18 protein-coding genes and 1 pseudogene are annotated in these 22,902 nt (G+C 56.1%); 10 read left to right on the top strand and 9 right to left on the bottom strand.

The features are described from left to right. Positions 1–2: 2 nt before the first annotated feature. Both gmd and PSR63_RS10020 read left to right on the top strand, forming a co-directional pair. A complete protein-coding gene (gmd, locus tag PSR63_RS10025) occupies positions 3–989 on the top strand; it encodes a GDP-mannose 4,6-dehydratase (RefSeq protein ID WP_274332910.1) in 987 nt (328 codons plus the stop codon). Further along, positions 986–1,888 carry an NAD-dependent epimerase/dehydratase family protein gene (locus PSR63_RS10020; protein ID WP_274332908.1) on the top strand — a complete coding sequence of 301 codons (903 nt, stop codon included), beginning with the start codon at positions 986–988 and terminating at the stop codon, positions 1,886–1,888. Before gmd ends, PSR63_RS10020 begins: the two co-directional genes overlap by 4 nt. 6 nt (positions 1,889–1,894) lie before the next feature. Here the strand turns inward: PSR63_RS10020 and PSR63_RS10015 are convergent, their stop codons facing one another. The 5 genes and pseudogenes from PSR63_RS10015 to nadA form a co-directional block, all read right to left on the bottom strand. Continuing rightward, complete coding sequence (locus PSR63_RS10015; protein ID WP_274332906.1) at positions 1,895–2,671, bottom strand: type III pantothenate kinase; 777 nt, start codon at positions 2,669–2,671, stop codon at positions 1,895–1,897. Between the two features lie 2 nt (positions 2,672–2,673). Beyond that, a pseudogene (gene obgE / locus PSR63_RS10010) lies at positions 2,674–3,681 on the bottom strand (GTPase ObgE); the annotation flags it as partial. Between the two features lie 123 nt (positions 3,682–3,804). Continuing rightward, positions 3,805–4,056, bottom strand: coding sequence for a 50S ribosomal protein L27 (gene rpmA / locus PSR63_RS10005; RefSeq protein ID WP_274332904.1), 252 nt, complete (start codon positions 4,054–4,056; stop codon positions 3,805–3,807). Between the two features lie 115 nt (positions 4,057–4,171). After that, positions 4,172–5,179, bottom strand: coding sequence for a hypothetical protein (locus PSR63_RS10000; RefSeq protein WP_274332902.1), 1,008 nt, complete (start codon positions 5,177–5,179; stop codon positions 4,172–4,174). Between the two features lie 203 nt (positions 5,180–5,382). Then, positions 5,383–6,519: a quinolinate synthase NadA gene (gene nadA / locus PSR63_RS09995; protein WP_274332900.1), complete on the bottom strand. Its 1,137-nt coding sequence runs from the start codon at positions 6,517–6,519 to the stop codon at positions 5,383–5,385. Positions 6,520–6,895: 376 nt separating this feature from the next. On the opposite strand from nadA, the gene PSR63_RS09990 reads away from it, so the two are divergent. The 8 genes from PSR63_RS09990 (at position 6,896) to PSR63_RS09955 (ending at position 18,791) form a co-directional block, all read left to right on the top strand. Then, positions 6,896–7,375, top strand: a complete 480-nt coding sequence (locus PSR63_RS09990) for a 3-hydroxyacyl-ACP dehydratase FabZ family protein (RefSeq protein ID WP_274332898.1) — start codon at positions 6,896–6,898, stop codon at positions 7,373–7,375. 100 nt (positions 7,376–7,475) lie between these two features. Then, positions 7,476–7,862, top strand: coding sequence for an acyl carrier protein (locus tag PSR63_RS09985; RefSeq protein WP_274332896.1), 387 nt, complete (start codon positions 7,476–7,478; stop codon positions 7,860–7,862). A 225-nt stretch (positions 7,863–8,087) separates the two neighbouring features. Continuing rightward, positions 8,088–8,633: a beta-hydroxyacyl-ACP dehydratase gene (locus PSR63_RS09980; RefSeq protein ID WP_274332894.1), complete on the top strand. Its 546-nt coding sequence runs from the start codon at positions 8,088–8,090 to the stop codon at positions 8,631–8,633. Positions 8,634–8,791: 158 nt separating this feature from the next. Further along, on the top strand, positions 8,792–10,084 hold the full coding sequence (locus PSR63_RS09975; protein ID WP_274332892.1) for a beta-ketoacyl-[acyl-carrier-protein] synthase family protein: 1,293 nt from the start codon (positions 8,792–8,794) through the stop codon (positions 10,082–10,084). 346 nt (positions 10,085–10,430) lie between these two features. Beyond that, positions 10,431–12,752 carry a DUF1592 domain-containing protein gene (locus tag PSR63_RS09970; protein ID WP_274332890.1) on the top strand — a complete coding sequence of 774 codons (2,322 nt, stop codon included), beginning with the start codon at positions 10,431–10,433 and terminating at the stop codon, positions 12,750–12,752. A gap of 14 nt (positions 12,753–12,766) precedes the next feature. Further along, positions 12,767–14,122, top strand: coding sequence for a DUF1552 domain-containing protein (locus PSR63_RS09965; RefSeq protein WP_274332888.1), 1,356 nt, complete (start codon positions 12,767–12,769; stop codon positions 14,120–14,122). Positions 14,123–14,333: 211 nt separating this feature from the next. Continuing rightward, a complete protein-coding gene (locus PSR63_RS09960; protein WP_274332886.1) occupies positions 14,334–17,354 on the top strand; it encodes a DUF1553 domain-containing protein in 3,021 nt (1,006 codons plus the stop codon). Beyond that, positions 17,355–18,791, top strand: coding sequence for a DUF1501 domain-containing protein (locus tag PSR63_RS09955; protein ID WP_274332884.1), 1,437 nt, complete (start codon positions 17,355–17,357; stop codon positions 18,789–18,791). A 75-nt stretch (positions 18,792–18,866) separates the two neighbouring features. Here PSR63_RS09955 and PSR63_RS09950 read toward each other — a convergent pair whose 3' ends face one another. From PSR63_RS09950 to PSR63_RS09935, 4 genes are all read right to left on the bottom strand, one after another. Next, positions 18,867–19,499, bottom strand: coding sequence for a pentapeptide repeat-containing protein (locus PSR63_RS09950; protein ID WP_274332883.1), 633 nt, complete (start codon positions 19,497–19,499; stop codon positions 18,867–18,869). 374 nt (positions 19,500–19,873) lie between these two features. After that, on the bottom strand, positions 19,874–21,019 hold the full coding sequence (gene hemW, locus PSR63_RS09945; RefSeq protein WP_274332881.1) for a radical SAM family heme chaperone HemW: 1,146 nt from the start codon (positions 21,017–21,019) through the stop codon (positions 19,874–19,876). Continuing rightward, positions 21,016–21,855 carry an MBL fold metallo-hydrolase gene (locus PSR63_RS09940; protein ID WP_274332879.1) on the bottom strand — a complete coding sequence of 280 codons (840 nt, stop codon included), beginning with the start codon at positions 21,853–21,855 and terminating at the stop codon, positions 21,016–21,018. Before PSR63_RS09940 ends, hemW begins: the two co-directional genes overlap by 4 nt. A 160-nt stretch (positions 21,856–22,015) precedes the next feature. Next, positions 22,016–22,798 (bottom strand): segregation and condensation protein A, encoded by a 783-nt coding sequence (locus tag PSR63_RS09935; RefSeq protein WP_274332877.1) that lies wholly within the window; start codon positions 22,796–22,798, stop codon positions 22,016–22,018. Positions 22,799–22,902: the final 104 nt, after the last annotated feature.

Genomic DNA, 22,902 nt, shown 5'->3' with positions numbered 1-22,902 from the left:
CCATGCGAGTGGCACTGATCACCGGGATCACCGGGCAGGATGGCGCGTACCTGGCCAAGTTTCTCCTGGCCAAGGGCTACGAAGTCCATGGGATGGTGCGACGTGGCAGCACACTTCCTTTTGAGCGAATTGCGGATCTGACCGAAAAGATCACGCTGCATCAAGGGGATTTGCTCGACCAGATGGCTCTCAATCGGCTGATCGAAAAAGTTCAGCCGTCGGAGGTCTATAACCTGGCCGCGCAAAGTTTCGTGCCGACCAGCTTCGACCAACCAATCCTGACAGGCGAGGTCACCGCGCTTGGCGTCACGCGTATCTTGGAAGCGATTCGTACGGTCGACACAAACATCCGTTTCTATCAGGCCTCGAGCAGTGAGATGTTCGGGAAGGTCTACGAAGAGCCGCAGCGGGAAACGACCCCGTTCTGGCCGCGTAGCCCTTACGGTGTGTCGAAGATGTACGGCCACTGGATGACGGTCAACTATCGCGAGAGCTACAACCTGTTTGCCGCCAGTGGGATCTTGTTCAATCACGAATCCCCCCTTCGCGGAACGGAATTCGTGACCCGCAAGATCTCTTACGCGGTCGCGAAGATTGCAAATAGCCTGCAAAGCGAACTCCGCTTGGGCAACCTCGATGCCGAGCGCGACTGGGGTTTCGCTGGCGACTACGTCGAAGCGATGTGGTTGATGCTGCAAGCCGATACGCCCGATGATTATGTCGTGGCGACTGGACAGAAGCATACCGTCCGCGAGTTCTGCCGGTTGGCATTCGAGCGAGTCAATCTCGACTGGGAGAAGTACGTCGTCGTTGACGAGCGCTTCTATCGACCGGCCGACGTCAACACGCTGTGCGGCGACTCGAGCAAGGCCCGCAAGGAGTTGGGCTGGCAGCCGAAAGTCTCGTTCGAGCAGTTGGTGCACATGATGGTCGACGAAGACATGAAACGCGTCAAAGCGGAAATCAAACTCGCTGAGGAGCAGGCGTGAAGTCTCTGATTACCGGCATCAATGGATTCGTCGGTCAGCATCTCGCGTCGTACTTGCGTTCACGCGGGGACGAAGTTCGCGGGACCTATGTCGGAAGTCAGCCTTCGTCCGAGTCGGATCTGAAGTGGGAGATCTCGCAGCCGGCCACCCCTTCGTTGATCGATACGCTGAAAGACTTTTCGCCCGACGTGATCTACCACCTCGCGGCGATCAGTCACCCTGGCAGCTGTGGCGATGACCTTCCCACCGAAACCTGCAAGGCAGTCAATATCCTGGGAACACGTCACGTAGCCGACCTGGCGTTGGCACTACCATCGGAACCAAAGGTTATCTTCACCAGCAGCAGCAAGGTGTATGGCGCCCGCACCGCCGAGCAGCCGTGGGCCCGGGAAGACGATCCGCTACAGCCCAAAGGGGGCTATGCCCATAGCAAGTGGGCAGCCGAAAACATGCTGCGAGATCGTATCGAGCAGGGGCTGAAGGTCGTCATCGCTCGGGCGTTCAATCATACTGGCCCGGGTCAAAGTCCAATCTACCTGGTGCCGGAGTGGTGCCAGAAGGTGAAGGAGGCCGATGGTCCACAAGTGGTGCGATCGTTGACAACGTCCCTCGACTTAAGCGATGTTCGCGACGTGGTTCGCATCTACCGGCTTCTTGCTGAGAAGGGAGCCTTGGGTGAAACCTATAACGTCGGCAGCGGTCAGGCAATCACGACGGCCGACATCTGGAACACGCTATGCGAGATCCGCGGCGAGCAGGTCGAAGTCACCGCCGAGAAGCCAGACCCTTCGCAGCAGCCGATTGCCGATGTTACGAAGCTATACCAAGCGATTGGTGAGATCGAACGAATCTCGTTACGGCAAACTTTAGAAGACGTCTACCAAGGCACCACTGAGTAGCTGGCGTTAAAGCGACTGAGCTGCCAAGGCCACACCACGCATCACCAGGTGATCGACCGTTTCGATGTCGAGGTCCATCCATGGTGCCAGGTAATTCACATCGCCACCGCTGAAGAAGATTTGCGGACGCTTATCGGAATTGAGTTGATCGGAAACGCGGCGGATCGTTTCTCGCACGGCTCCGACCGAGCCCCAGAAGAGGCCGCTTTGCATGGCCTCACTTGTGTTGGTACCGATCGCCGCAGGCCTATTTTCCAGATTGATCGTGATCTGCGGTAGTGCGTCCGTCCGAGCGGCAAGCGCCTTGGCACTGGTCTGCATGCCAGGCAGGATGGCACCACCGACGAACTCTCCTGCGTCTGATACCACATCGATGGTGATGGCGGTCCCGGCATCGACCACGATCGCCGGTCGATCTTTTTGTCGCATATGGTTTGCGGCAACGGCTGCGGCCAGTCGGTCGAGGCCAATCTTCTCCGGGGAGGGAATCGCAATCTCAATCGGCAGCTTCTGATGATTGAACGCGACAAACGAGCTGACGCGCGGTTCCATCTTCGAGAACGCTTCCAGCGAAGCGAGTGCCGAGCGATGCACGCTTACGGTGTACCAGGGAAGGGTAGCATCGGTTAGCCAGTTTCGCAGACCTTGAATGTCGGACGAATAAGTCGAATACGAAAAGGTCGACACCGGCGGCGTCACTTCGTCCGCACGGAAGTTCTCGAAGCGAGCAAAGTGTACCCGCGTGTTGCCAATGTCGACGGCGATGAGCGACTCAACCGGCACTAGGCATCCTCCGTTTCGTTCTTGGCGGCCTCCAATTGCTGGGCGACCTGGCGGATCATTTCGTTGAGGCCTTGTCCGGTGACAGCCGAAATCAGAAAGACATCGCGGCCAAGCTCTTCCTGTAGCTTCGTGCGAAACTCTTCCGCGCCTGGGAGTTCGGCCTTGGTTACGCAGGTTACTTCTGGGCGGGCAGCAAGCTTGGGATTGTAGGCTTCCAGTTCCTTGCGAATGGATTGGTAGTTCTCCATCGGGTCGGTTCCGTCGATGGGGGCCGGCTCGACAAGATGAACCAACAGACCGGCACGTTCGACGTGACGAAGGAACTCGTGTCCCAGGCCAACGCCATCTGCGGCACCCTCGATCAGCCCGGGAATGTCTGCCAGGATGAAGCTGGTGTCCATGTCGATCTGCACCTGACCAAGGTTAGGGAACTTGGTGGTGAAGGGGTAGTCGGCGATCTCGGGCCGGGCACGGGAAAGCCGTGAAAGAAGCGTGCTCTTGCCGGCGTTGGGTTTTCCGATAAGGCCCACGTCTGCGATCGACTTCAGTTCGAGCGTCAGCAGGCGTTTCTCGCCGGGATCGCCGGGCTGGCATTCACGCGGGGCCCGGTTGGTGCTTGATTTGAAGCTGAGGTTACCGCGGCCACCTTTACCACCACGCGCTGCGACGAGTTGATCTCCGTCCTTGGCGAGATCTTTTAGAACGAAGTCTTCCTTCGCATCGATCACCACAGTCCCAGGCGGAACCTTGATGACCATGTCTTCGCCTTTTCGGCCGGTTCGGTTGGCGCCACTGCCGTGGCCACCTCGTTTGCCGCGCCAATGGTGTTGATGGGCGAGTTGCACCAAGCTGTTCACACCTTCTTCGGCAATGATGATGATGCTACCGCCGTCGCCACCGTCACCGCCGTCGGGACCGCCCTTGGGGATATATCGCTCGCGGCGGAAGCTGGAACAACCATTGCCCCCAGCCCCGGCTTCGACTTCGATTTGTACCCGATCGACAAACATAGATGGATCTTGGTGCCTGGCGTTGCGCGAATAAAAATAGGGATGGCCGACTGACCATCCCTACTGTGTTTTCTCTTGTGCGAATCGTTCGCCTAAGCTTCCCAGCGGGGAAGGGCGAGTCGCCTAGTTGGCTTCAGCCACGATGTTCACGCGGCGGCTGCCCTGGTCGAACATGACCGTGCCATCGGACAGGGCGAACAAGGTGTAGTCCTTGCCCATGCCGACGTTCTTACCGGCACGAAACTTGGTGCCCAGTTGGCGAACGAGAATGCTGCCAGCCTTAACCGTTTGGCCGCCGTACTTCTTTACGCCGCGATATTGTGGGTTGGAATCGCGACCGTTACGGCTAGAACCTTGACCTTTCTTATGGGCCATGACATCTGCTCCTGAGGTATCTTACGAGGCCGCATTGTTGAGGGCGGCGATAGCTTATGAGTTGGATCTCTTCAGTCCCCAGGCGACTATATCGCCGCTAAGGGAAACTAGTTTTTTATCGGAAGATCCACTCGTAGTCAACCTCCCCAGGCGAACCGAGGCGGATTTCACGCTCGTTTTCGTCCAGGCGATCCCCAGGACGCCAGAAGTTGAGCTTCAGCGTCTTTTGCTTGTACTTACGGTAAGCCAAGGGGTTAGAGCTAGCATCGTAGTTTTCATCGGCGTCGACGTAGCGGAATGCGTTGGTCAGGCCGTCGATGTAGATGCTGAAGAAGTCGGTATCGGGGTCGACATCTTCCCAGGTCACCACGCCCCAGATGCTGTTATCCTTGTCGGCAGTGGTTACGGGGATGTCAAAACGGCTGATCTCGACCGTGTTATAGAGCTTGCTGCCGCCGGTCTCGCGTTCGGCGATCTTTTCGATTGCGGACGGGATAATTCGGTCCAGGTATTCCTTCCGCTCTTTGGTGTCCTTGGTTTCCAGGACGAAGCGAGGGAAGAAGCGGATCGGAGCGGACGGAAGGTCGTCGATCTGTTGAACTTCGAACTTCACGTTGTCGAACTGATCTTTGACCGGCACGTGTCGAAGTGGGTTCCCATGATTGGTCACCTTGTAAACCATGTACCAAACCAGCTTCTTCTGCAGTTTTCCGCTGGGCTGCGGGACACCAACTTCAATCATGCGGACCGGCTTGAACGAGAATTCCAGGCCCCAGATATCGCGGCGGTAGATGACATTGCTGGCCATCGACTTTAACGTTCGCGTGTCAGCCAAGTAATTCGGCGTCCAGTCCAGGTTCGGAATACCCTGCAAGATGTCCCGGTACTGCTCGGGGCTCGAGAACGTGTCTTGAGCGTTGAACTTCATCGGAATCGTCGTCATGACGCCGTCGACAAACTTGCGATTGGGCGGATTGGCCTGTGCCAACCGAATCGCGTTGGCGGCGACGTCGGTGTTTTCTTCCGGAGCTGCTGCCGCGGCATACGGAGACGGCATGGCCAACAATGCCAAGAGCATTGTCAGAACAGGCAGAAACGAAGTGCGAATGGAAGCAACGGTCATGCGGAAACGCCTGGAGATGGGAATAGGGACTCACGGTCCAAGCACAGCAGTGCCGACCGAATTTATCTCAAAGTCTAATATAGTTGCCCAAATTAACAGGCGTCAAGTTTTTGGGCCTTTTGAAGTTAGGAAGTTGCCGAATGGTCCGGCCGAGGTAGTCTCAGCCTTGTATTCCGACCGTCGGCCCGTTGGGCTTGTAGCGATTAGGCCGATACTTCCAGCATCCGCTGCAGTGCGACCCGAGACCACTTGGCCGTTTCGTCATCGACATGAATCTCGTTGACCGGGGTTCCCGCCGCCAGATTCTCCAGCGACCAGCAAAGGTGCGCCAGGTCGATCCGATACATCGTCGCGCACATGCATACCACCGGGCTGAGGAAGTGGATTTCCTGTTCGGGGTGTTCCTTCTTAAGTCGATTGACCAAGTGGAGTTCGGTCCCGATCGCCCACTTTGTACCCGCCGGAGCGTTGCGGACGGTCTCGATGATCTTCCCCGTCGAGCCGGACACGTCGGCGATTTCGTTGACTTCCCGCATGCATTCCGGGTGCACCAGGATCTTGATTCCTGGGTGATTCTGCCGGAACGCGTCGACGTGTTCCTTCTTGAACATCTGGTGCACGCTGCAGTGCCCTTGCCACAGAATCACTTTGCTGTCAACGAGTTGCGCCTCGGTGCTGCCTCCTAAGTCGCCTGCGTACGGGTTCCACACCGGCATCTGATCTTCAGTGATTCCCATGGTCAGAGCCGTGTTCCGGCCGAGGTGCTGATCGGGGAAGAACAGGACGCGACTGGTGCGGTTGAACGCCCATTTCAGGGCTTTGTCGGCATTACTCGAAGTGCATACGATGCCGCCGTGCTTGCCGACAAACGACTTCAGGCTCGCAGCGGAATTGATGTAAGTCACTGGTGTGATGTCATTTGTGTCAATGATCTCGCCTAGGTCGTCCCAGGCGTTCTCGACCTGGTCGATGGCGGCCATATCGGCCATCGAGCAACCGGCGGCCATATCAGGCAGCACCACCGTGACCCGTTGGCCGTTACGCTCTTCGATCTTTTCAGGGCGATTGGCCAGGATATCGGCTGTTTCAGCCATGAAGTGAACACCGCAGAAGACGATGTAGCGGCAGTCGCTACTTTCGGCGGCCATTTTGCTCAATTGGTAGCTATCGCCACGGAGATCGGACAGTTCGATCACTTCATCTTGCTGATAGTGATGTCCCAGAATGAGCAGTTTACTGCCGAGGTCGTCGCGGACTTTCTGGATCCGAGCGGTGAGTTCCTCGTTAGAAAGGGATCGATAGGGGGCAAAATCGAATGATCCCAGGGAAACGGTCGACATGATGGTTCTCGCAAGTGCCAGGCGTCCGCCGGCAAGCGGGTGGCTGGGAGGTTGGGGCCGCATAGGGCCTGAAACTACCGGCTATTATAGACATCTGCCCCGGGCTGACCCACCCACGCCTGGCGCTTGTCAGACCTTATATTACCGGCATGTTCGGTAGATTCTGACTCGATCCAGGGAACTGACCTACCGTAAGTGGGGATATTTTCTTAGGTTAGGGGCTCACGCAGAGGTCAGAGTATCGTCTGAAAACCGTCACTGTGCGGGCGGTTGTGAACTTGTGAGGGTGAGATTGGCTGGGTATACTGCTAAGCTTTAATTTCCCGTCGCTAGGTCCTTTAGTACCTTTGAAAATTCGAGTCGCTAGTGAGCTGAGATGAAGTTCAGTCTGATCGATCAAATCTCGGAGATCCATCCCGGCGAACGAATTTCGGCGGTTAAGTGCTTGAGTTTGGCCGAAGAGTACCTGCAGGATCACTTCCCGCGGTTTCCGGTCATGCCAGGCGTGTTGATGCTGGAAGCCATGACTCAAACCGGGGCTTGGCTGGTTCGCGTAACCAACAACTTCAGCCACAGCGTGACCGTGCTGAAAGAAGCACGCAACGTGAAGTATGGCAACTTCGTCGAACCCGGCGAGATGCTGGTCGTCAAAGCGGAACTGGTCAAGATGGACGGCAACCTGGCCTCGCTCAAGGTTTCGGGCGAAGTGGCAGGAACCGTCGCCGTCAGTTCCCGCATCGTACTGGAGAGCTACAACTCGTCTGGTACGGATGAGCCGAACATTACCGATCAGAATGCAATTCGGCAATTGAAACAACAATACGATTTGCTGTTTCGCCAACCTTCGGCGTTATAAGCAGTCCAATGGGTCGCTCGTGCGGCCGCATATCCCCGTGTAGGGCAAATTTTCAAGCAATCATTTAGCCAGTCTTTTCCCAGTCGGAGAGCAAGAAATTATGGCACCCTCGGATGACGAAGTTTTTGAAAAGGTCCGCGAAGCCTTGGTAGACGCATTGGGCGTCGACGAGGAAGAAGTGGTACCGGAGGCGACCATGGTTGGTGATCTGGGTGCCGAGTCGATTGACTTCCTGGATATCGTGTTCCGCCTGGAAAAAGCGTTCGGTATTACCATTCCACGTGACGAACTGTTCCCAGAAGACATTCTGACCAACGCTCAGTACGTTCAAGGTGGTAAGGTCACCGACGAAGGTCTGGCCGAACTGAAGAAGCGAATGCCATTCGCTGACCTCAGCAAGTTCGAAGCCAACCCAGTCGTGTCGGACTTCGGCAACCTGCTGACCGTCAATGACATGTGCAGCTACGTTAAGTCGAAGCTGGCCTAAGTAACTGAGTTTCTTCCGATTCCCTCTCCCACACGCGGGAGAGGGCGCACGGTAGGAACAACGAGCAGTCGTGCATTTCCAGCATGCGAAATGCGCGAAGATTCCAAGCCGAATCCATCGGCATCATAGGACGTGAGTTGCGGAGCAATCTGTCATTGCCCCCTCACCTCATCCTTCTTCCTGACGCGAAGAGGGGATAAGAAAGAAGCCTGAGGGACTGTCGGGATGCGTTGGTTTTGGATCGACAAGTTCATTGAGTTTAAGAGTGGCACGTCGGCCAAAGCGGTGAAGTGTGTCTCGTTGGCCGAAGACCATCTGCACGATCACTTTCGCTATCTGCCGGTTATGCCGCATTCGCTGGTGATCGAAGGCATCGCTCAGACTGGCGGTTTGCTTGCCGGCGAAGTTTATGACTTCCGCGAACGTGTGGTTCTGGCCAAAGTAGCCAAGGCTATCTTTCATGGCACCGCTCACCCTGGCGACCAATTGACCTACTCGGCCACCATGAATGACATCCGCGAGAACGGAGCGTATGTCTCGGCGACAAGTCACATCGGCGATAAGCTACACGCCGAGGTCGAACTGTTTTTCGCCCACCTCAGCGACAAAGACCAGCAGCGCGAGCTGTTCTTCCCGGCCGACCTGCTATCAATGCTACGCTTGCTTGGCTTGTATGAAGTCGGTCAAGCCAAGGATGGTTCCCCGCTTCAACCACCCGATTACATGATTCAAGCGGAAATCGAACTGACCAAAACCCCCTCGATTTCGTAGCAAGCAAAGCCCAATGTTGGTGCAATTGCCGACAGCTTGACCAAACCTTCGCAAGCTGGGACGCGACCCAGCCGATATAGCGAACTACAATAAGTGTGTGAGCCAGGCTTGAGAGTTCTGGACGCCCCTAAATGCCTTCGGCGCGGAGAGAATCTTCTATGACTAGGCGAGTCGTTGTCACCGGTGTCGGCATGGTGAACCCCATGGGACACGATGTGGAAACGGTCTGGAAAGGCCTGAAAGAGGGTGCTTCCGGCGTTGGCTACACCAGCATCTTTGACGCCTCGAACTTCCCCACCAAGATCTCCGCTGAGGTCAAGGATTGGGATGTCACCAAGTGTGGCGAGAAGATCGAAGACTGGGAAAAGGCCGGTCGTCATACGCGCTTCGCCGTCGGTGCCGCTAAGCAGGCCGTCGAATCCTCTGGCGTGCTGGACAGCATCAAGGATCCGACCCGCTTTGGCGTTTATCTGGGATGCGGCGAAGGGGACCAGGATTTCCACACGTTTACCAACATGGTTGTCGCCGCAATCAGCAGCGGCGAAGGCGACTGGGACAAGTCGGCATTCATCAAGAAGGGCCTGGCCACGCTCGACTCGCAGCGTGAGATGGAACAGGACCCCAGCATGCCGTGTGGTCACCTGGCATCGCTGTTCAATGCCCAAGGTCCTAACCTGAACTGCTTGACGGCCTGTGCCGCTTCGAGCCAGGCCATTGGCGAGGCCCGCGAACTGATCAAGCGCGGTACGTGCGACGTGATGCTCTCAGGCGGCGCACACTCCATGATCCATCCTTTCGGCGTCACCGGCTTCAACTTGCTGACCGCCTTGTCGACTCGCAACGACGAACCGACCAAGGCTTCGCGTCCTTTCGACCGCGAACGTGACGGGTTCGTGCTGGGCGAAGGGGCTTCGATGGTCGTGCTTGAAGAGCTCGAACATGCCAAGGCCCGCGGCGCAACGATCTTCGGCGAGATCATCGGCTATGGCACCACGGCAGATGCTTTCCGAATTACCGATACGCATCCGGAAGGTCGGGGCGGTATCGCCTGTATGAAGATGGCCATGCAGGACGCCGGTATCGGTCCTGAGCAGGTCAATTACGTGAACGCCCACGGCACCAGCACCACGGTGAACGACAAGGTCGAAACGTTGTGCTGCAAAGAAGCGTTCGGCGAAGAGTGGGCTAAGAAGATCCCAGTCTCCAGTACCAAGAGCATGATGGGGCACCTGATTGCTGCCGCTGGCGTGACCGAAGCGATCGTCTGCATGTTGGCTATTCGCGACAACATCCTGCCGCCCACGATCAACTACGAGAACCCAGACGACAACTGCGATCTCGACTACGTGCCCAACGTGGCACGCGAAGCCAAGGTCGATATCGCCCTGAACAACAGCTTTGGGTTCGGTGGCCAAAACATCACGCTCGCCCTGAGTCGTTTCAAAGGCTAGGCCAGCAAAACTGTTTCAATTTAAGCCGCAATTCGTGCCTCGGATTCGCGGCTTTTTTTTGTGTCTTTGCGTCTCTTCTTCGTGAGAGCCACGACTGTCTGACATAACGGCGATGCGAGTTGTCTGCAGTGTCCGTCTGGCAGGTGGAATGGAACTCTGCGGTGGGGTGTCTGTCTATCTTCTCGGACGCTCGTCTTTTCGTGTGGAAATCCGTATCCCGGAAGCGCCGCTGGCAGATACGATTTTCCATAGACGTATTTACACATGAATCTTATAATTTTTGGTAACCTGTCCCCTTAGGCCTGCCTTAATCCCTCGTTATCTTCCCCAGCAAGAGCTTTCTTCCATGCCACGGCTGTCAGATGGGCTCCGTACGTACGGACCTTTCCCGCTCGTTTTGTGTCTAGTCTGCACGCTGATTGCGTCGCAGGCGATGGGAGCAAAGCGCGCTGAGATGGCCGAGTCGTACAATGCCACCGTCGTGCCGTTCATGAAGAGCTACTGCATGGATTGCCACTCCGGCGACTCGGCCGAGGCAGGGCTCGATTTAGAGAAATTCCGCTCCTGGGAAGAGGTCACCACGACCGGCCGCAAGAAGTGGTCTTCCATATTGGAAATGCTGGTCGCCGGAAGCATGCCACCGAAAGATTCCGAGCAACCCGCCGGCGAAGAGCTGCAAGCTGTGCTGAAGTGGGTCCAGGAAGCACTCTCGACGGTCGACTGTGATGGCCCGGTGAACCCCGGCCGCGAGACCATCCGCCGCTTAAATCGGATTGAGTACGAGAATACGATTCGCGACTTGGTCGGCATCGAGTACAAGGCCACCGAGTCTTTCCCTGCGGACGATGTTGGCTATGGCTTTGACAATATCGGTGATGTTCTGTCGACCTCCCCGCTTCTGTTCGAGAAGTTCTACGAAGCCGCCGACGAGATTGCCTCGCGAGCGATCGTTACTGATAAGAGTCAGCTCATTCCGAAGAGTGAATTGCCGCTGGCCAGTTTCAAACTGAAGTACGGTAAGCCGGCCGGTCGCCAGCTGTCGTTTCCATCGAACAATACTGGTAGCTACGAGTTGGAAGTTGAGCCCGGCATGTACACCGTGGCGATCTATGCGCATGCCAGCCAGGCTGGGGACGAGCCCGCCAAGATGGGAGTACGTCTGGGTGACAAAGAGAAGCGAACGTTTGCCGTCAGCAACGAGTCGCCCAACGAGCACCCGATGGAAATCAAGATGCGGATGCCTCGCGGAAAGCTTCCGTTGGAGGTCGCGTTTCTCAATGATCATTACGACCCAAGCAATCCCAATCCCAGCCGGCGTGACCGAAACCTGTTCATCAATCGGATTGAACTACGCGGTCCGGATACGAACCTCGATGATCGGTATCCCGAGTCGCACAAGAAGATCATCTTTGTAACACCTGGTCAACAAGGATTGGATGAAAAGCAAGCGGCTCAACAGGTGATTGCTCGTTTCGCATCGCGAGCGTTCCGACGGCCAGTGACGAAGGGAGAGATGGAACGGCTGATGATCCTCTACGCAATGGGGAAATCAGATGGTCTGAACTACGAAGCTGCGATTCGCGAGGTTGTGGTGGGTGTTTTGTGTTCCCCTCACTTCCTCTTCAAAGTTGAGGAGGCGCCCGAAGGAACGGAAGGCCCTCAGCCGCTGAGCGACTATCAATTGGCGACTCGCTTGAGTTACTTCCTGTGGAGTACCATGCCCGATGAAGAACTGCTTCAGCAGGCCTGGAAGGGAACGCTCCGGCAGAACGTCGATGTCCAAGTCACGCGGATGTTGGCCGATCCGAAAGCGAAACAACTCACCGAGAACTTCGCCGGGCAGTGGCTCGAAATGCGAAAGCTGGAGATCGTGCAGCCCGATCGCCGTCGCTTTGGAAGCTTCAATCACAAGCTTGCCGAAGACATGCGAACCGAAACGGAAATGTTCTTCCAGTCGATCATCGATGAAGATCGCAGTGTGCTCGACCTGTTGGCGGCAGATTACACTTTCCTGAATCAGCGTCTCGCCGAGCACTACGGCATTGGCGATGTGAAGGGAGATAACTTCCGCCGCGTCAAACTTTCCGATGGCCGCCGAGGCGGAATCCTCACCCAGGCCAGCGTGCTGACAGTGACCTCGAACCCGACTCGCACAAGCCCGGTCAAACGCGGGAAGTGGATTCTCGACAATGTGCTGGGTACTCCACCGCCGGAAGCACCGGCGGATGTGCCATCGCTTGAATCGCAAAAGAAGTTGACCGGTAGCCTGCGCGAACAGATGAAGCAGCATCGCGAGAACGCTGCTTGTGCGTCGTGTCATGCCCGAATGGATCCGATTGGGTTTGCGCTGGAAAACTACGATGCGATCGGCAAGTGGCGGACCAAGGACGAAGGCTTTGCCATCGACGCGTCCGGCGAGATGCCTGGCGGACGCAAGTTCGACGGGGCTGCTGGCCTCAAGCAATTGCTATTGGAAGACAGGAAGGACGAATTCGTTCACAACCTGATCTCAAAAACGACCACGTATGCTTTGGGGCGAGGCGTGGAGTATTATGACGAATGTGCGATCCAGGCCGTGAAGGTCGAATTGGAGAACAGTAATTACCGCTTCTCTTCGATGATCCGGGCAATCGTTCATAGCGAACCGTTTCAGAAACGTGGCGGCTAAGGGAAGGCAGTTATATGTCTAGCACAATGCTCAGTCGACGAATGATCTTGCGTGGCCTTGGTACCGCCGTGGCGTTGCCGTGGCTGGAAAGCGTATGCCCCGAGGCGCGAGCCGCCAACATCGATTCGTCCGACATCAAACCGCCGGTACGCATGGGCTTCTTCTACGTTCCCAACGGCATGCATATGCCCGATTGGAAACCGCAGTATGAAGGAGAGCTGAAAGAGTTGACCCCAACCCTTTCGCACCTGGCCAAGCACCGCAGCGAGATCATGCCGATCTCCGGTTTCGAACTGCACAACGGCTGGGCATTAGGTGATGGTGGCGGCGACCATGCGCGCAGCGTGGCTTCCTTTTTGACCGGTGCCCATCCGCACAAGACCTCTGGTGCCGACATCCGCAATGGCATCTCGGTCGATCAGTTTGCCGCGGCTCGACTTTCACATTTGACCAAGTTTCCCTCGCTCGAATTGGGGCTTGAGCCAAGTGCCCAGTCTGGCAACTGTGATTCCGGGTACAGCTGTGTCTATTCGTCGAATCTCAGCTGGCGGAGCGATACCAACTATGTCACCAAAGAGATCAACCCGCGGGCCCTGTTTGATCGGTTGTTTGGCAATGGCGATTCCAAGGAGCAGGCCGAAAGCCAGGCAATCCAGAACCGTCGGAAGAAAAGTGTCCTCGATTTTGTCCTGAATGACGCGAAGCGGCTTCAGCATCGTCTCGGGGAAGTCGATCGCCGCAAAATGGACGAGTACCTGCACGCGGTGCGCGACGTCGAACGCCGTGTTTCCCACAGCATCAAGCTGGAAGGACAAGAAGTCGAGATGCCCGACTATGCTCGCCCAAGCGGAGTACCGGCCGAGTTTGAAGAGCATTGCCGCCTGATGTTGGACATGATTGTACTCGCGTTTCAGACCGACTCGACGCGGATCGCGACCTTCATGATGACCAATGCGAGCAGCAATCGTCCTTATCCTCAAATCGGTGTAAGCGAAGGGCACCACGATCTTTCGCACCACCAGAACGACGACGCAAAGCAGAAGAAAATCGCCAAGGTCAACGTTTTTCATGCCAAGCAGTTCGACTACCTGCTTACCAAGATGCGCGAGGTCAAGGAAGGTGACGGCACGCTGCTGGATAACTCGATGCTGCTGTACGGCAGCGGAATCTCGGATGGAAATCGCCACAACCACGACGACTTGCCAATCTTGCTGGCCGGACGAGGTGGTGGTGCGCTGAAGCCGGGCCGACATGTCCGTGTGGCGGATAAGACTCCGCTGTGCAACTTGTACGTCACCATGCTCGAAGCGATGGGCATCAATGCGGACAGGTTCAGTGACTCGAGCGGTCGGGTGACCAATCTCGGATAGGATTAGCTTGTCTAATCGTTACGACCCCTTCGTGCTGCCCTGTGGTGGGGCGTTCCCTGGCTCGCACTTGGACCAAAATCGCCCTTGGCGTATATGATGGAAGAAAGGCGTCTTTCTTTCCTGATCCGCTGGGGTGCTTGTGCATTCTTTCCGTGCTTGGCTAATTCGATCGCTTTTGTTCTCAGCGTGCGCGCTGGCGGCATCGGTCGACGTGCGCGCGGAGAAACTGACGATCGACTTTCCTCGCGATGTGCAGCCGATCTTGGCTCAGCATTGCTACGCTTGCCATGGTCCCGATGCGGCCACTCGAAAGGCCGATTTGCGGCTGGATCAGCGCGAGAGTGCCATGGAGCAAATCTCACCAGGGCATTCTAAGGATAGCGAGCTCTATCGTCGTTTGGTCTCCAGCGATCCCGATGTCCGCATGCCGCCTCCCAGTGAGCAGCATCAGCCGAGCCTGGAAGAGATTGCGACCCTGAAGCGGTGGATCGAAGCTGGGGCGAAGTGGCAAGACCTGTGGAGCCTGCAGCCGATCAAACGTCCGGATCTTCCTACGGTAGAGAATGAGGATTGGCCCACTGGCGATATCGACTATTTCACGTTGGCCAAGATGGAAGCCAATGAGGTAGCGCCAGCGAAGCCTGCTTCCAAGTATGCCTGGCTGCGGCGGGTAACCTTCGATCTAACCGGTCTGCCACCCACGCCTGCCGAAATCGCAGCCTTCGTTTCCGACGCGTCCCCGCAAGCCGAACAGAAGGTCATCGATCGCCTGTTGGATTCACCTGCCTATGGCGAGAACTTTGCCCGTCGCTGGCTCGACCTGGCTCGGTACGCCGATACGCACGGCTACAACGTCGACAGTCATCGCGATATGTGGCGTTACCGCGAATGGGTGATTCAGGCGTTGAATGAGAACATGCCGTTCGATCAATTCACGATCGAGCAACTTGCTGGCGACCTCTTGCCGAACCCGACCGTCGATCAATTGACCGCGACCGGGTTTCATCGCAACCTGCCAGTGAACGATGAGAACGGAGCGTTCGCGGAAGAGTATCGTCATGCCTACGTCGTCGATCGTGTGAATACCACGGGCAGCGTCTGGTTGGGCATGACACTCGGTTGTGCCCAGTGTCACGATCACAAATACGATCCGATCTCGCAGCGCGACTTCTACAAATTGGCCGCCTTTTTCGACAACATCGACGAAAAGGGGCTCGATGGTCAATACGGCAATGCAGGGCCAGTGATCAAGAGCCCCACGCGCGAGCAGCAACAGAAGCTTGCCGGGCTGGAAACCAAGCTAGGTGAACTCCGACAGTCGTACGCCGACTATCTTACGACCGATGATCCGTTGATGGCCAAATGGGAAACGAAAGCCCAAGAGGAAGGCCGAGCCGAAGTCGTTTCACAGGAGAAGCTGATCGCGAAACTCGACTTTGATACGTCGTCTTCTGTTCCCAGTGGCATCGGCCTGATGGGTGATGCTTCGTATGTTACCGGCAAGCAAGGGCAGGCCTTACTCGCAGGCGGAGACGTGCGGTTGAGTCTGCTGCGTGATTCCAAGGGACCGGTTTCTGTTGCTGCCTGGCTTTATCCGACCGTCACGCGGCCGCAAGTTCTCTACACGCTCAGTGGTGACAGCGGTGAGAAGCTGGAATTACTTCAAACGAAGAACAAGTTCACACTTACGTTGGCTAAGGCAGACGATACGGTCACCACTTGGGAAGCGACTTGTGATGCGTGGGAAACCAACGTTTGGCAGCAAATAGCGTTTGCGATCGATCCGACTTCACCACAGGATGCACGCGTCTGGGTAAACGGTAAGCGCCTAGGGTGGCAGTCGCCGGTGACCACATCCTTGGATGAGGAGGGCGAGCATTCGCAAGGCGCGTGGATCTTAGCCGTGCGTGGGCTGCTGGATGAAGTACGGATCGATGCGCGGACTTGGTCGGATGCCGAGGTTGCGATCCTGGCGGAAGACGACCCGATCTCGGCGCTGCTCGCAATGTCGCCCAACGAGCGAACCGAAGAACAGTCGCTCCGACTTAAGAAGTTCTATCTGCGTGAGACGAACCAAGACTTCGTGCGTCTGGAAGCTCGCATGGAAGATCAGCAGCGCAAGATCGAACTTCTGCAGCGAGAGTTTCCTGAAACGATGGTGATGCGCGAGCGGGAAGAGCCTCGCGTCACGCATGTGCGTGTTCGCGGTGTATGGGATCAGCTTGGGGATGTGGTGCAGCCTGGCCTGCCTAGGCAGTTGTTCGATGGTGTGAGCGAAGGGAGTGGTGATCGTCTTCAACTCGCCGAGTGGCTGGTCGCCCCAGGCAATCCGTTGACGGCCCGAGTCGTCGTGAATCGTACCTGGCAGCATTACTTCGGCGGCGGACTGGTCAAGACGGTTGATGACTTTGGGACACGCGGTGAGTTACCGACCCATCCGCACCTACTGGATTATCTCGCCAGTGAACTGATCGCCAGTGGATGGGATATGAAGCATCTGCATCGTCTGATCGTTTCCAGTAGCACGTATCGGCAATCGAGTTCCGTCGGAAGGCAACGCTATAATGCCGATCCACAGAATCACCTATTTGCCAGAGGCCCACGCTTACGACTCAGTGGGGAAGAGCTCCGAGATCAAGCCCTCGCGACTAGTGGGCTACTGGTGGAACAGATCGGTGGTGTGAGCGTCAAACCATATCAGCCGCCCGGCTTGTGGGAAGAGCTTTCCAAGGGAAGTGATTTCACGGCGCAGCGATTCGTGCAGGACCATGGCGATCGGCTCTATCGCCGAAGTCTCTACACTTACTGGAAGCGATCGAGCCCACCGCCGAACATGACTGCTTTCGACGCACCGAACCGAGAGATTTGTGTCGCTCAGCGTAGTCGCACCAACACGCCGATGCAGGCACTCGTCTTGTTGAACGATGTGACATTCGTCGAGGCCGCCAAGGTTTTAGCTGCCAACGTAATGAAGAGGCATGAAAACCTAATCGAAGCGGCCATTGAGGACGCCTTCCTGAGGATCCTTTCCCGGCCAATTCAATCGGACGAGAGAACGATGCTCGCAGCTCTATATCGACAAGAGCTGCAGAAGTTTTTCGAGGATGCTCGCGCGATGAACCAGTGGCTGGGCGAGGGAGAGACAGTGGTTGAACCGAGTCCCGAACTGGCGGCGATGACGGTGATATGCCATACGATTTTCAATCTTGATGAAGCGGTAATGACTCCTTAGATGCGTGACGATTTTCGACAACTCGCAGACCGTCAAACACGGCGATCGTTCCTGGGATCGACTGGCGTATCGCTAGGCGCGCTGGCCATGCATGCGCTGACATCCCAGGAGGTTCACGGAGCCGAACCTTCACTGCCGCACTTTCCGCCCAAGGTGAAGCGAGTTATTTATCTATGCCAATCGGGAGCCCCATCTCAGCACGATTTGTTTGACTACAAGCCAGAACTCGAGCGATTCGCCGGCCAACAGTTGCCAGAGTCGGTCCGCATGGGACAACGGCTCACGACGATGACTTCCGAGCAAGACTCGTTGCCGCTGACCCCCAGCAAGTTCGCGTTCTCTCAGCATGGTGAAAGCCGGATGTGGTTTAGCGATCTTGTTTCACACCAAGCCAAGATCGCCGACCGCATGTGTCGCATCCGCTCGATGCATACCGATGCGATCAATCATGATCCCGGTATGACATTATTGGTCAGCGGGCATACGCTGCCAGGCAGGCCGAGCATGGGAAGTTGGCTCAGCTATGGACTGGGAAGCGAGAACGAAGAACTGCCGGCCTTCGTGGTGCTTGTTTCCCAGGGGAGTGCTACTCTCAACAACCAGCCGATCTTCGATCGTTTGTGGTCGAGTGGTTTTCTGCCGTCGCGTTACCAAGGCGTTCGCTTTCGCAGCAGCGGCGATCCGGTTCTGTATTTGAATAATCCGGCTGGCATCTCAATGGCTGACCGGCGTCGCGTTCTGAAAACGATTGCCGCATTGAACCAGCGTCAGGCCGCCGAGGTAGGCGATCCGGAAATCGAGAGTCGCGTCGCTCAATACGAAATGGCCTACCGGATGCAGATGTCGATACCGACCCTGACCGATTTTTCGGATGAGCCAGAATCGGTGTTTGCCGCCTACGGTGAGGACGCCAGGAAGCCAGGGACGTATGCTGCCAATTGCCTATTGGCACGACGCATGGCTGAGCGGGGCGTTCGCTTCATTCAACTGTTTCATCGCGGCTGGGATCAGCATCGCAGCATCAATGCCGAGCTTCCGCGGCAATGTCGTGATACCGATCAGGCTTCTGCCGCGCTGGTCAACGACCTGGCGCGGCTCGGTTTGTTGGAAGACACGCTCGTCGTTTGGGGAGGTGAATTTGGTCGAACCGCCTATGCCCAAGGATCGATCGAGGCCAACGACTACGGTCGCGATCATCACAGTCGATGCTTTACGATGTGGCTGGCCGGAGCAGGGGTGAAGCCCGGTTTCGAATTGGGAGCGACCGACGAGATCGGTTACAACATTACCGAGGATCCCGTACATGTGCACGACTTGAATGCAACGCTTCTGCATCTACTGGGTATCGACCACAAGAAATTCACGTACCGCTTTCAGAGCCGCGATTACCGACTGACCGATGTGCATGGCAGCGTGGTCAAGAAGATTCTCGTCTGATGGTCAGTCGGTATTTCTTTCAGGATGGCTATGCCGTGTCAGGCGAAAGGCATCCCTATCGTTTTTCCTAGACGACTAGGTCGCCCACACCATCCACCAAGGTCGTTTGACTGCTTGTGGCTTGGGTTTGAATGGCTTGTGCTTGGCACATGCGTTGATGGCTCGTTCGACATAGCAACCGTCGAGGTGGGCCTCTGTCATCGTGGCATCGGTAAAGTCTGCCTCGTCGACTTTCGCTCCGGTCAGGTCAGCACCGGTGAGGTTCGCCCCGCGTAGGTCCGCACGAGTTAGGTTCGCACCAGGCATATCGCAGCGGAGGTCACACATACTGATATCGGCTTCGACCAATCGTGCTCCCGAAAGATTACAGTTGTGAAGCTTGGCATATCGCATATTGGCTTTGGTGAGATTGACCTCTTTGAGCGACGACTCATTGAGTATCGCGTCGGTCATGGTTACACCTGCCATGTTGGCACCGTCGAAGCAAGCATGCTTTACACTGGCACCCATGAAACTAGCTCCTTCGAGATCTGAATTCTCGAAAGAAACTTCGTCCAGGTTGTCGCTATCAAAAACGCAATTGCGCAGCACCAGTGAGGACAGGTCTGCCCCTGCGAGATTCTTGCCGACGAGCTTGGCGCCTGCCAACGCGTCTGCGTCGATCTCGTACAGGACTTCGCCTGTAATGCGATGCTTAATCTGAATCATGGCGTCACTCCCAGGTTAACTGGCCAAGGGATTGGGGGTGGGTCATCGCCGGGGAACTTCCCCTAAGGCGATGCAATCGACGCCTCGACAATTTTGTTCCGTTAGATGAACAGCAGTCGAACGTATCTTTCGTCGAGAGCTATTCTGGTTGAACCATGGTTGGCAGAAAGAGTTTTGCGTGAAGTTGCGAAAATCTTTTCGTTTCACACACCTCCACTCTACATGATTAGTAGTTCGGTACAAAGAACAAAATATCACAGAGCAAGAACATTTTGTCCCGGAAAGCCTAGTAGGCTTATGGTTTGCCTACGGCAGAATGGGCCTCGCAGCACCTTGTAGAGTGGTGAACGCTAGTGGTTTAGCGCGTTCTTGGCTCAAAGCAATTCGACGCAAATGGTATCAGCAAGTAGTAGCCCTTCACGCGTTAATCGTAAGCGCTCATAACTATAGTTTAGTAGTTCTAATTGCAGGAACTGGTCAATTTCTGTCCCACACAACTCCCATGGAGTCATGCCCGTATCCTTCTGAAAGGTGGGAATATGGATGCCGCCAAGCATCCGCAGTCCAAATACGAGTTGTTCCCTGGCTTTCATTTGCAATGTGAGCTTTTCGTGTTCTGCCACTGGAGAGCTGCCTTGTTGCATCCTGCGGATGTAAGCGGTCGTGCTCCGGTGATTGGTTTCACGAATCATTCCCACGTGACGTGAAGCCCCAGGGCCGGCGGCGAAGTAACGCTTGCCCAGCCAGTACTGCATGTTGTGGCGGCTTTCGTAATTCGGGAGAGAAAAGTTCGAGACCTCGTAGTGTTGAAAGCCTGCCTCGGTAAGACAGGCTATGCCAGCCAGGTACATCTCGCGCTGCAACTCCTCGTCGACTTCATGGAGCTGGTCGTGATGCAGTCGATTCCAGAAGGTCGTTCCCTTTTCAAAGGTCAGGCCATAGGTGGAAATATGAGTCGGGCCCAGCTCAATGGCCGACTGAAGATCGTCTTCCCATTGGGCAAGTGTTTCTCCTGGGGCGGCAAAGATGAGGTCGAAGCTTAGGTTGGGAATACGAGGTAATAGCAGCTCGGCAGCGGCTTCTACCTGGGCTCGGTCGTGGTCACGTTCAAGCAATTTCAGTTTGTCACTACGAAACGACTGCACGCCCAGGCTAACGCGATTGACCCCAGCGGACTCAAGCACTTCGGCTTTCTCAGGCGTGATGTCGATGGGGTTGGCTTCCACGCTTAGCTCGGCACCTGGGGCCAGGGGGAACCAAGTGGTTGCCAGCGAAAGAAGTTGCTCAAGCTCTGGGGGCGAAAGATGCGTTGGCGTGCCGCCGCCGAGAAATAGCGTGTCGACTTCCTGCGGCTGGCCAAGCTGCGCCAGTTCCTTCTCGATCGCTTCCAGGTAGGCACCGGTCAGGTCGTCGCGACCGGCGATGACCGTAAAATTGCAGTATCCGCAGCGATGCGTACAGAAAGGAACATGAATGTACGCACTGCGGGGAGAATCGGTCGTACCGTGAGAGTCGCTCATAACCACAAGTGCAGCCGACCGTCGAGCATTTCCGGCAGCTTGGCTTTGACGTGCTCTTGGATCTGACGATTGTTGTATCGCGTACTGAAATGTGAGGCGATGATCTTCTTGTTCTGAAAACGATCTTGCCGCGCCACCACGTCATCCAAGTGAATGTGACCCATCTTGTGGATCTTTTCCTTGCGATGCTCCGGCGAGACGAACGTCATCTCCATGATCAAGATATCGGCTTCGTAAAACTGCGGATTGTTGTCCATCGCTTCGGCACGGCTGTCGCCTAGATAGGCCAGCAGCGGATGACGATGCTCTTCGGTGACCTCGGTACCACCAAGTCGCAGGTCACGGATTTGATCCCCCGGAAGGTTTTGGTACTCCGGTTTCAGTTTCCGGCGTCGCTGCGAAACAACATAGCCAACCGACGGAACGGTGTGCTTGGTTTCGTAGGCGTTGACGATCAGTTCGCGGGAGAGTTCGATTTCCGCGCCCGGCAGAACCGGATTAATCGTGCATGGCATCTTCCCGCGATCCAATCGGCTAAACGCCTTGAGGACCTGCAGGGCAGGGCCGACCGCGACTTCGGGCATGTAGATTACCGGCGGGGGCATTTTCATCAGCCGGCGGCGGGAAACATATACCGGCAGCGCGGCAATATGGTCGAGGTGGGCATGAGAAACAAACCAGGTTGCCGTGCCCATAAAGTCCCACGGCTGCAGTCCCAGGTCGAAGCCGAGCTTCATTTCCGGAATGCGCCAGTAGGTTTGAACAGCCGCGCGGGAATAGCCCTCGATGGTCAGTCCGTTGAATTCAAGTTTTCGCAGCGGTGCGTTGTCGAGCATAATTGTGAAAGTCTAGTTGCGTATCTCTTTGGGGCCCTCTGCGTCCTCTTGCAGGGCAGAGTGAGTTTGACCGGGCGTCGAATCGACGTGAATGCCGATCGCGCTCTATCAGGGTGTGGTTAGTCGAGGAAGGAAAGGACGGTCATCTGCCAACTCAGGTTCACTCGGCAGCTGCTTTTCCTGGTTCGTATTCATCGACATCTTCAAAATGAACTTCGGCCGAGAATCCTTCGCCGGCGGTAAGCCAGATTTCGCTTTCTCCCTCGTCCTGATGTGCCAGCGTATTATAGTGGCGGATCAATTCCAGCAGGGCGAGGAAGATACCAATGATGCGGCTCTTGGCGGCATCTGGTGGAAAAAGGGTGTGAAAGCGGACCTTTCCTTCGTGAACAATCCGCTCGTGCACTGCTTTCATGTGCACGCGGATCGGGGTGTCGTCATAAACGATATTGGTTGGCTGTTGAGCCTTACTGTCTTTCAGGAGACGATTGAGCGCGCTGACCAGGTCCCACAGCTCGACTTCGTTGATCGGCTGATCGGCCACATCGACCTTCCGCGGAGGCAGGTCATCGGCGATGCGCGTGAATCGTCGCTGCCAGTTGCGACCTTGATCTTCTAACAAGCTGGCGGCGTCTTTGAATCGCTTATATTCCAACAGGCGTTCAACGAGCTGCTCGCGCGGATCGTCGATGGCATCTTCGTCGGCGTCCTCGACTTGCGGCAGGACCAATTTCGATTTGATCTCGATCAACGTGCTGGCCATCTCCAGGAAGTCGGCCACACTGTTGACGTCCATCGCCTTGAGGATTTCCAGATAGGCCAGGTACTGCTGGGTTACCTGAGCAATGGGAATATCGACGATATCGAGTTCGTGCTTACGCACCAGGTACAGCAAAAGATCGAGCGGCCCACGGTAGATGGGGATTTCAACTCGAAAGTTCATTGCTTGGTACCTGTTTCGACGATGGCTCGGATTGCCGACATCCTGAATTCTCAGAGCGGCGATGCAGTGCAAGTCTTCAATGCGAAGTATTCAGTAGAAAGGAT

The sequence above is a fragment of the Bremerella sp. P1 genome, from assembly GCF_028748185.1.
Taxonomy (GTDB): domain Bacteria; phylum Planctomycetota; class Planctomycetia; order Pirellulales; family Pirellulaceae; genus Bremerella.
The sequence above is the reverse complement of the archived record's forward strand: the minus strand, read 5'-3'. Positions and strand labels throughout refer to the sequence as shown.